Origin of the sequence: Streptococcus suis, assembly GCF_002964045.1 — a bacterium.
GTDB classification, from domain to species: Bacteria; Bacillota; Bacilli; order Lactobacillales; family Streptococcaceae; genus Streptococcus; species Streptococcus suis_U.
This window is the reverse complement of the sequence record NZ_POPB01000276.1, coordinates 1-9,440: the sequence shown is the minus strand read 5'-3', so window position 1 is coordinate 9,440 and position 9,440 is coordinate 1. Positions and strand designations below refer to the sequence as shown.

Genomic DNA, 9,440 nt, shown 5'->3' with positions numbered 1-9,440 from the left:
TCTGTGGTATGATAAAGTTGTTCCATATGAGTCTTTCTAATGTGAGTGTGGTTGCTTTTCATTATAGGTCATATGGGACTTTTTGTATATACTCAAAAAGGCTCCATAATCTCTACAGTGGATTTACCCACTACAGAAATTATAGAGCCATTTTTAATCAATATACATAAAGCGAGTTAGGAAACTAATTCGCTTTTTCTGAACGATATTTTTGTGTAAGCGATTTTAATGTTTTTGTTTTTTGTTAAAAAGTGTATAATAGAGATATAAAAAATGCCAAAGAAAGGTCTATTTATGAAAAAGAAAAATTTCTTATTACCGGTTATGTCTACGCTCTTGTTGGCTCCATTTGTTTTGGCTCAACAAGTGCAAGCTGCTGAGACAACGACTGCAGCTACCACAACCAATCAGCCAGCAACGACTGATGCAACTGCTACGGTACCAGCAACGTCAGTTGAAAACGTAGCAACGGAGGAAACTGTTGTCCCTGTTGCGGAAGAAACTGTTGAAGCGGTAATCATCCACACCAATGATGTCCACGGTCGTATTCTTGAAGAGAAGTCTGTGATTGGTGATGCAAAAGCAGCTGCGGTTATTGAGGAAGAACGTGCAAAGGTTGAAAATACAATTGTAGTGGATGCTGGAGATGCCTTCCAAGGACTACCGATTTCAAACTCTACTAAGGGTGAAGATCGTGCCAATATTATGAATGAAGTTGGTTATGATGCTATGGCAGTCGGTAACCACGAATTTGACTTTGGCATGGACCAGGCCATCAAGTACAAAGAAACGCTTAATTTCCCACTTTTGAGTGCCAATACCTATGTTGATGGGGCGCGTGTTTTTGAGGCTTCAACAATCGTAGATAAAACTCCAACTATTGTTGGTGACGAGTTCGTTGTGATTGGTGTTACGACTCCAGAAACAGCTACTAAAACGCATCCTAAAAACGTTGAAGGCGTTACCTTTACTGATCCAATCACTGAGGTCAACAAAGTCATTGATGAAGTTGAAGCTCGCGCTTTGGCCGATAACCGAGTTTACAATAACTATATCATCCTTGCTCACTTGGGTGTTGATTCAACAACACCAGTTGAGTGGAGAGGTTCAACCTTAGCACAGGCTCTTTCTGAAAATAGCAAATTGGCAGGAAAACGTGTTATCGTGATTGACGGGCATTCTCATACAGTTGAGTCAACAACCTATGGCAACAACGTTACCTACAACCAAACAGGTTCATACCTGAACAACATCGGTAAAGTATCTTTGAAATCTAACTGGTTGCTTGGTGAAGCTAGCCTCATTTCAGCTGCTGAAGCTAAAAATGTTACTCCAAATGCCAAAATCGAAGCACTTGTTGCTGAAATCAAAGCCAAGTACGAAGCTGAAAATGCTCAAGTTGTTATTGAGAATAATCATGTTGAATTGAATGGTGATCGTTCAAACGTTCGTGTTCGCGAAACCAACTTGGGTAATGCAGTGACAGATGCTATTTACGCTTATGGTCAAACAGGTTTCTCAAACAAAACAAGCCTTGCTGTAACAAACGGTGGCGGACTCCGTGCAACTATTGCCAAGGACCAGCCTGTAACAAAAGGTGATATTATTGCTGTCTTGCCGTTTGGTAATATCGTTTCTCAAATCACTGTGACTGGTCAGCAAATTGCTGATATGTTTGCCAAGTCTTTGTCTGCTACTCTACAAGCAGATAAGGAAACAGGTGCTCCTGTATTGGATGAAAACGGACTTCCACTTTTGGAAGCAAGTGGTGGCTTCTTGCACATTTCAGGTGCCCAAGTATTCTATGATACGACCTTACCAGCAGAAGAACGTGTTCTCTTGATTGGTATTCTCAATCCAGAAACTGGTCTATACGAAGAATTAGAACCAACAAAAACATACTACCTAGCAACCAACGATTTCTTAGCAGCTGGTGGTGATGGCTATACCATGCTCGGCGGTGCCCGTGAAGAAGGTCCTTCAATGGATAGCGTCTTTGCAGACTACCTAAAAACAGTTGATTTGTCAGTTTATGAGGTGGTAAATCCAAACTCACGCCTAGTTTCTGTTAATTCTACTTTGGATACAGATGGTGATAAATACCCTGACTACATTGAAGTATTGGCAGAAACGGATCCAAATGATGCTAACTCAAACCCAGACACTGTGAAAAAGTCTGAGGGTACTTCAACAAGCAACAAACCTTCTCATCCGACTGAACCAGATAAAGTTGTTCCTTCAGCTCCACAAACAAATCCAGATAAAAATGCTCAATCATCAATAGTTGCAGGAGCTGGGCAAGCAGAAGAGAAAGTGATCAATTTAGTGGCTAAACCTGCTGAAGCTAAACAGGTTGTAGCTGGAATTGAGAAAGTTGCGACAGCTTCTACAGCATCTACTGGTAAAGACACATTGCCAAATACAGGAGAACAATCTGGATTAACACTCAGCTTGTTTGGACTTGGACTTGGACTTGCAGGTTTAGCTGTTTCAGTTCGTCGTCGTAAAGTTAATTAAGTATTTTTAAAACAGGGTCTTCGGACTCTGTTTTTGACTGGAGGAATTATGCAAACAATATTTGAGTATCAAAAAGAAGGTCAACAGCCTGAGATTTCTACTTTCGTTTTACTTAGCAATTCACCAAGACGCAAACAATTGCTTGAATTTTTACAGCCAGAAATTGCTTCAGTGAAAGTGGATGAGCGAGGAATTGAAGAGCGGTTTATGAAAGAATTTGCTGCCTATGAATTTTTAACTCGAGCTGCAAAAACCTGTTGTGAAATTTCCAAGGCCAAGTCAGATATTGACTTATTACCAGGCCATCTCTACATATCTGCGGATACCATTGTCGTATCAGATGGACAGATTTTCAATAAGCCTCAAGATTTGAAAGAAGCTGAAACGATGTTTCGTTCCTATTTTGGAAAGAGTCATCATGTGGTGACATCTGTATGTCTACGAACGAATCGCTCATTAGATATTTTTTATACGCTTGCACAGATTGATTTTGTGGACTATTATCCAGCCTTGGAAGAAGCGATTCAGTCTTATATCCATGATAAACAACCACTCGATAAGGCAGGTGCATACGGCATTCAAGAACTAGATCCGCGCTTTGTGGCCAGTATTTCAGGGGATATTCACACCATTATTGGACTGCCTGTATCCGAAGTGTCCCGCAGGATTTTTGGGAGTAGGAAAGAACTCTACTAATCTAAAAATTGTTCTCTTCACTTCCAAACAATAGGTTCGGGCTACAATGGTCACTTTCTTATTTTTAGGTGACTAGCTGAAACAGTTCCCCGAACTGTTTCACTCCACTGGACTGTTTTGACACAAACTTCGTTTGTTTTATTTCCTCACTCAAACAGTCACTACTCTGACTGTTTGACCTCCCACCCCGCACAGCTCAAAAGGTTCAGTGAACCTTTTGAGGTTTGAAATAAGGCGAACTCTGCTCGCAACAATAGTAAAGGTCAGATTTGGAGTGTGAAACGAGAATTGCTGAGATTTGCTTTGCAAATCTTATCTCCAACCTTTTTACCTCGCTTTTTCATTTTTAGGCTCAGTCTGAAACAGTTCCCCAAACTGTTTCACTCCACTGGACTGTTAGAGCCAATCAACCACTGCGCTGAGATGTTGACACTAGCCTTATTAAGTGATGATATAAATTAGCTCAGCATTTTGAAAAATAGCAGAGCTTAAGCATTCGTTTGTGGTATAATAGTGGACGAAAAGGAGAGATTATGACTGTTGATATTGAAAGATACAAGCAATTGGCCCAGCAGAAACAGGGGGAACATCGGAAATTTCTAGCCAATCTTAAGAAGAAAGCGCCTAAAAACTTGGATAGAATAGTTCAAGATATTCACGTAGAGGTTTTTTCGGAAATTGATTGTACAGAATGTGCTAACTGCTGTAAAACGTTGGGACCACTTTTTACTGAGGCAGATATTACACGTATTGCCAAACACTTGCGTATGAAATTGCCTGTTTTTGAGGACATGTATTTACGAGTGGACGAAGATGGAGATAAGGTATTTCAAGCTATGCCCTGTCCCTTCCTTGGAGGCGATAATCTCTGTAGTATCTACGATGCTCGTCCCAAAGCCTGTCGAGAATTTCCACATACAGACCGCAAGAAAATTTACCAAATCAATAATCTCACAATTAAGAATACCCTAATCTGTCCCGCAGCCTATCTCTTTGTTGAAAAATTACGGGAGAGAATTTAATTCTTTAGGATTGAGCTTTATTAAGTCATGTATAAAGTACTTCCGATTATATGGTCTTAATCTCAAATGGACATACCTATCTATGCTTTTTAACCAATAGCCTAATTGTGGTTAGTTGGAAGTTTTGCTAGTTCAATTTGAACCTAGTTCGATTCAGAATCAACTAGTTTTATAACCTTGACAATGACAGAATATTAAGTCACGAGATAAGATTGATAACCATAGTCGCCAATTCATTTATGTAGTTGTCTATTATTTTAATGGTTATGATGTAATGAAGTATAAACAATTTTATTGCGGAAAAAATTGTATTAGAATTTAATATCAAAACTCCCCCGTATTTGAAAGACGAGATTTTTCAATACGGGGGAGTTTCTGTTCATAAGGTGAAAATGAAATATAGAGATAGTAATGAAGCAGGAATCAAAACTTTGAATATTACATTTCTTTTACGAATCGATTTTCTTTGACTGCGAAACGATGTCCACAAAAACGACAATGAAAATGGGATTTCTCAGACTCATAAAGAAGGGCAAATATTGCGCCGTTTTTCCCTCCAACAGCATGTCCAATAATTGCATCTCGAGGAGAATAGCCCTGTTTTTTTGGTGTGTATTTTGCTAGATTAACCGAATTACATTTTGGACATTTGAGTACTTGTTTAGTGTCCATATTTTTAGGATGGCATCTGCGATAGATGCTATAAGAGATTATCAGTACTATGAAGATAATCGGACCGATATATTCTATTAAGGTATTCATATTTTTATTGTAAATTTTGTCCTTAATTTATTCAAGGAATATGATTTAGATTTTTCTAGAATTACTGATTCTTGGCTATAGTTTTTAACTATACATCTCTCTAATATTTAAGTATTAGTCAAGGTGGTAAAAATAAGGTAAAATACAGAAAAAGACCAAAGGAGTACCTTTATGACTAGAGAATTTTCATTTGAAACCCTTCAACTCCATGCTGGACAGGAAGTTGACCCCGCGTCAAAATCACGCGCAGTACCTATTTATCAAACGACTTCTTACGTATTTGAAGATGCTCAAGAAGCAGAAGATTTATTTGCTTTACGTAAACCGGGGAATATCTATACTCGTATCACGAATCCGACGGTCTCTACTTTTGAAAATCGTGTGGCTGCTTTAGAAGGTGGCATTGGTGCCTTGGCCACTTCTTCAGGAATGGCAGCCATCACATACACTATTCTAGCATTAGCACATGCTGGCGATCACATTGTGGCGGCAACGACACTCTATGGCGGGACTTTTAACCTATTCAAAGAAACACTTCCTCGCTATGGTATTACAACAAGCTTTGTCGATATTGATGACTTTGAAGCAGTAGAAGCTGCCATTCAAGATAATACAAAACTGGTATTTATTGAAACCTTGGGAAATCCTGTTATCAATATTCCTGATCTTGAAAAATTGGCAGAAATTGCACACACCTACCACATCCCGCTTGTTTCAGATAATACCTTCGCAACCCCATATTTGATTAATGTATTTTCTCATGGTGTTGATATTGCCGTCCATTCAGCAACCAAGTTTATCGGTGGTCATGGTACGACCATTGGCGGTGTGATTGTCGATAGCGGCAAGTTTGATTGGGCGGCATCTGGTAAGTTTCCGCAATTTGTTGAAGAAGATCCAAGCTATCATAACATTAGTTATACTCGTGATATTGGTGCTGCAGCATTTATTGTTGCAGTTCGTGTACAATTACTTCGTGATACAGGTGCTGCGCTTTCTCCATTCAACGCCTTCTTGCTTTTGCAAGGGTTAGAAACCTTGTCTCTCCGTGTAGAGCGTCATGTATCTAATGCTGAAAAAATTGTTGACTTTTTACTTAGCCATCCTCAGGTAGAGTCGGTCAATTATCCATCACTTCCAGATAGTCCTTATAAGGCTTTGGCGGATAAGTACCTGCCTAAGGGAGTTGGCTCTATTTTCTCTTTCCAAGTAAAAGGCGGAGCAGAAGAAGCGCGTAAGGTTATTGATAGTTTGGAAATCTTTTCTAATCTAGCAAACGTTGCCGATGCTAAATCACTAGTAGTTCATCCAGCTACAACCACGCATGCTCAGTTAGCTCCGGAAGATTTACTTGCTGCTGGGGTCACACCAAATCAAATCCGCCTATCTGTTGGTCTTGAAAATATCAATGATTTGATTGAAGATTTGCAACTTGCTCTTGATAAATTATAGGTTGTGAATCGAATAGTATGGCTTCATTCTTTATGAATAAATAAAAGGAAATTTGGCGTGTGTGCCATTTTCCTTTTTTATATCTGTTCCAGTTCTTCCAGTCCATTCTCAGTTAGTCGGTAGATTCTTTGACAAACTCCTTTCAAAAAGCGTCTGTCGTGTGATACGCATACCAAACCACCTGGATAATCGGCAAATAGTTGACGAATATATGGCTGAGAAGTGGGAGAGAAGTTTCGACTGGGTTCATCTAATAAGAGAAAATTGGCTTGATCAAGAACCATTTTTAACAAGAGTAACTTGGCTTTTTGTCCCCCCGAAAGTTCACAGATCTTGTGATGAACTTCTTGTCGTGTAAACTGCAGACTGGCTAGATGTGTTAAGATAAGTTGTTCCTGCTCACGATTGCCATTTTCTAATAAAAAATCAAGTGGAGTTTTAGACTCATCAAGGACTTCTGTATAGTGCTGGGGCATGTAGCCCAAGTTTATATCTGCTCGTTGCCTGAGTTTCTGATAGATGATCTTTAGAAAGCTGGATTTACCAATTCCATTTTGTCCAATGATGCCAATTTTCTCTTGTCCATTTAAGTTGAAATGGATATTTTGAACTAATTGTCGCCCTTCAATGTTCAATTGGAAGTTTTCTAAGTGAAGCACTTGTTTTCTAGCTGGTAGTGGTGAAATGTCTGAGAAGAAGAGGGTAATGGCATCCTCATGAAAAGGAACTTGTGTGAGATTTTCCTTCATTCTTTCATAGCGTTTTTCACGTGATAAGACATTCTTCATTTTCTTGGCTATGAGCCGTCCTAGTGTGGCATCATGGGTGTTGAGCAAGGTATGACGAACCTGTGATTTTTGACGTAGGTGCTTGTTCATGGCTTTGTCAAATTCTTTTTGGTCATTCCGAGCTTGCTGGACCTGCTTCTGATAAGCTTGATGGCGCTTCAATGCGTAATCCTGGTAGTCCAGTTCTTCAACCTTGGTTTGAGCAAGTGTTTTCTTTTTAACAGATTCAAGGTGAATGATTTTTGTAGCTGTTCTACTAAGAAAGTCTTCATCGTGAGAAACAAATAGGATGGTCTTTGGGCTCGTGATGATATAGTTTTCAAGCCAAAGTAAGGTATCTAAATCCAAGTCATTAGACGGCTCATCCAGAAAAATAATATCAGATGGAGTTGCTAGAGATTTGATTAACTGAATTTTTAATTTTTCGCCACCTGACAGGCTTCCAATCAATTGTTGACTGGCAAATCGCTCACTGTCAAACTGGAGCTGGTCAGCATAGAGGTAGAGTAGGCCGTAATCAATGTCACTGTCCATATCTCCAAAGAAGTAGTCGTTCAAGGTTAGCTCTGCCATTTCCAGTGGAAGACTTTGGGGAATATAGACTGGTGAGTGAAAATATCGTTGAATGCCGCCTGATAGGAGTAGGTAATCTGTGACAAGAGCTGAATCCATTAAGGTTAGTAATAGGCTGGATTTGCCATTTCCTTCTTCACCGATAATGGCTATTTTATCGCCGGGGTTGACAATGAGGTTTAGGTCATGAACCAGATTTCTCAAATCTTTTTGATGGTCGAGGGTTAGGTGTTGAGTGGTTAGTAGCATAAGGCCTCCTTTACAAGAAAAAACACACTACCTATTTAGTAGTGTGTCGGCATCCGCTCAAAAAGACCCTATTCAAGGAATAGAGGGAACAGAAAAATGGACGCAAGAAAACTACTAAATAAGTATCGAACTTAAATTGAGTTTACTTGTTATTGTCCATTTCTCCTTACCTCGCAATGCTTTATTTGTTTTAGTATAGCATTTTGATAGAATCTTGTCAATCAGCGTGCTATAATATTCATAGATTTCAATATATATATGTTAAAATGAATTTATTGTAAATGAGAGAGGATCCGAAATGGCAATCACTGGAATTGAGCAAGCAGAAATTTTAGAAATAGACAAACAAGTCCGTTTACGTCGGTATGATGGTCAGCATGATTTTGCTTTTGAATGGCACCAAGATCTAGAATTAGTCTGGCTGGTTGATGGAAATAAGGAACCTTATACTTTGGATCGGCTCAATCGTATGTATGGCTATTTGGCAACAAATGGAGAATGTTACTTTATTGAAATTTTTGAAGATGAACAGTTTATCCCAATTGGTGATGTGACGTTGTTTGCAGATGATTTTGCCATTGCCATTGGAGATAAGCAGTATTGGAACAAAGGAATTGGAACCAAGGTATTGCAGCGAATGGTAGAACGTGCAAGGGAAGTGGGGCTTGAGGAAATACTTGTCGAAGAAATTTATGACTGGAATACGGGATCCCGTAAACTATTTGAGAAATGTGGTTTTGAAGCAGTTGAAAAGAAAAAGAAAGGTTGGTCCTATAGGTTAACAGTATGAAGAAAGTAATGATTATTGGTTGCCCTGGTGCTGGAAAATCGACCTTTTCACTGAAATTGAAAGAAATTACAGGACTCCCCCTCTATCATTTGGACCAGTTAAATTGGTTAGCAGATAAGACAACAGTTGCTAGGGAAGTTTTTCAAGCTCGTCAAGAAGAAGTATTAAGGCAAGAAGAGTGGATTATCGATGGTAATTATAGGGGAACTTATGAACTTCGAATGGCGGCTTGTGATACGATACTATTTTTAGATTATCCAGAAGGAGTGTGCGTGGAAGGTCTATACAGTCGTGTTGGCAAACCGAGAGTGGATATGGCATGGATTGAGATGACTGTTGATGAAAAATTGTTAGAGTTCGTAAAGAATTTTCGAACGCAGGTTCGCCCCAATATTTTCAATCTGCTGTCCGTTTATAAGGACAAGGAAATTTATATATTTTCATCCAGAAAAGAGGCTAACGATTTTTTGGAGCAACTAAAACATACTAAGATTAGTAGTGAGGAAATCTCCGACGGGAGAAAGTACTCACTACTTTTTCTTTATGATAAAGTAGAGGTGTCTTGTTAAGTCGTAGGGCTTTTTGACGCTA

The 9,440-nt window shown here is 39.2% G+C and carries 7 protein-coding genes; 6 read left to right on the top strand and 1 reads right to left on the bottom strand.

The genetic code is table 11. The features are described 5' to 3' along the window. The first annotated feature begins 294 nt into the window (after positions 1 to 294). The 4 genes from nt5e (at position 295) to C1E99_RS03650 (ending at position 6,449) form a co-directional block, all read left to right on the top strand. Entirely contained in the window at positions 295 to 2,517 is a 2,223-nt protein-coding gene (nt5e, locus tag C1E99_RS03670; protein ID WP_153060153.1) for a cell surface ecto-5'-nucleotidase Nt5e, read from the top strand. A 48-nt stretch (positions 2,518 to 2,565) separates the two neighbouring features. Further along, on the top strand, positions 2,566 to 3,213 hold the full coding sequence (locus C1E99_RS03665) for a Maf family protein (RefSeq protein ID WP_105206617.1): 648 nt from the start codon (positions 2,566 to 2,568) through the stop codon (positions 3,211 to 3,213). 533 nt (positions 3,214 to 3,746) lie between these two features. Further along, entirely contained in the window at positions 3,747 to 4,235 is a 489-nt protein-coding gene (locus tag C1E99_RS03660; protein WP_105206616.1) for a YkgJ family cysteine cluster protein, read from the top strand. A gap of 933 nt (positions 4,236 to 5,168) precedes the next feature. After that, a complete protein-coding gene (locus tag C1E99_RS03650) occupies positions 5,169 to 6,449 on the top strand; it encodes an O-acetylhomoserine aminocarboxypropyltransferase/cysteine synthase family protein (protein ID WP_105206614.1) in 1,281 nt (426 codons plus the stop codon). A gap of 77 nt (positions 6,450 to 6,526) precedes the next feature. Here C1E99_RS03650 and C1E99_RS03645 read toward each other — a convergent pair whose 3' ends face one another. Continuing rightward, positions 6,527 to 8,059: an ATP-binding cassette domain-containing protein gene (locus tag C1E99_RS03645; protein ID WP_105206613.1), complete on the bottom strand. Its 1,533-nt coding sequence runs from the start codon at positions 8,057 to 8,059 to the stop codon at positions 6,527 to 6,529. Between the two features lie 298 nt (positions 8,060 to 8,357). Here C1E99_RS03645 and C1E99_RS03640 point away from each other — a divergent pair, with 298 nt between their 5' ends. Then, positions 8,358 to 8,849 carry a GNAT family N-acetyltransferase gene (locus tag C1E99_RS03640; RefSeq protein ID WP_105206612.1) on the top strand — a complete coding sequence of 164 codons (492 nt, stop codon included), beginning with the start codon at positions 8,358 to 8,360 and terminating at the stop codon, positions 8,847 to 8,849. Continuing rightward, positions 8,846 to 9,418 carry an adenylate kinase gene (locus C1E99_RS15080; RefSeq protein ID WP_202863385.1) on the top strand — a complete coding sequence of 191 codons (573 nt, stop codon included), beginning with the start codon at positions 8,846 to 8,848 and terminating at the stop codon, positions 9,416 to 9,418. The genes C1E99_RS03640 and C1E99_RS15080 overlap by 4 nt, the downstream gene beginning before the upstream one ends. The last annotated feature ends 22 nt before the right edge of the window (positions 9,419 to 9,440 follow it).

Excerpts from the sequence above, each read along its gene's own strand:
- C1E99_RS03640 (WP_105206612.1), top strand. The coding sequence starts at position 8,358 with ATGGCAATCACTGGAATTGAGCAAGCAGAAATTTTAGAAATAGACAAA.
- nt5e (WP_153060153.1), top strand. The coding sequence starts at position 295 with ATGAAAAAGAAAAATTTCTTATTACCGGTTATGTCTACGCTCTTGTTG.
- C1E99_RS03650 (WP_105206614.1), top strand. The coding sequence starts at position 5,169 with ATGACTAGAGAATTTTCATTTGAAACCCTTCAACTCCATGCTGGACAG.
- C1E99_RS15080 (WP_202863385.1), top strand. The coding sequence starts at position 8,846 with ATGAAGAAAGTAATGATTATTGGTTGCCCTGGTGCTGGAAAATCGACC.
- C1E99_RS03665 (WP_105206617.1), top strand. The coding sequence starts at position 2,566 with ATGCAAACAATATTTGAGTATCAAAAAGAAGGTCAACAGCCTGAGATT.
- C1E99_RS03645 (WP_105206613.1), bottom strand. The coding sequence starts at position 8,059 with ATGCTACTAACCACTCAACACCTAACCCTCGACCATCAAAAAGATTTG.
- C1E99_RS03660 (WP_105206616.1), top strand. The coding sequence starts at position 3,747 with ATGACTGTTGATATTGAAAGATACAAGCAATTGGCCCAGCAGAAACAG.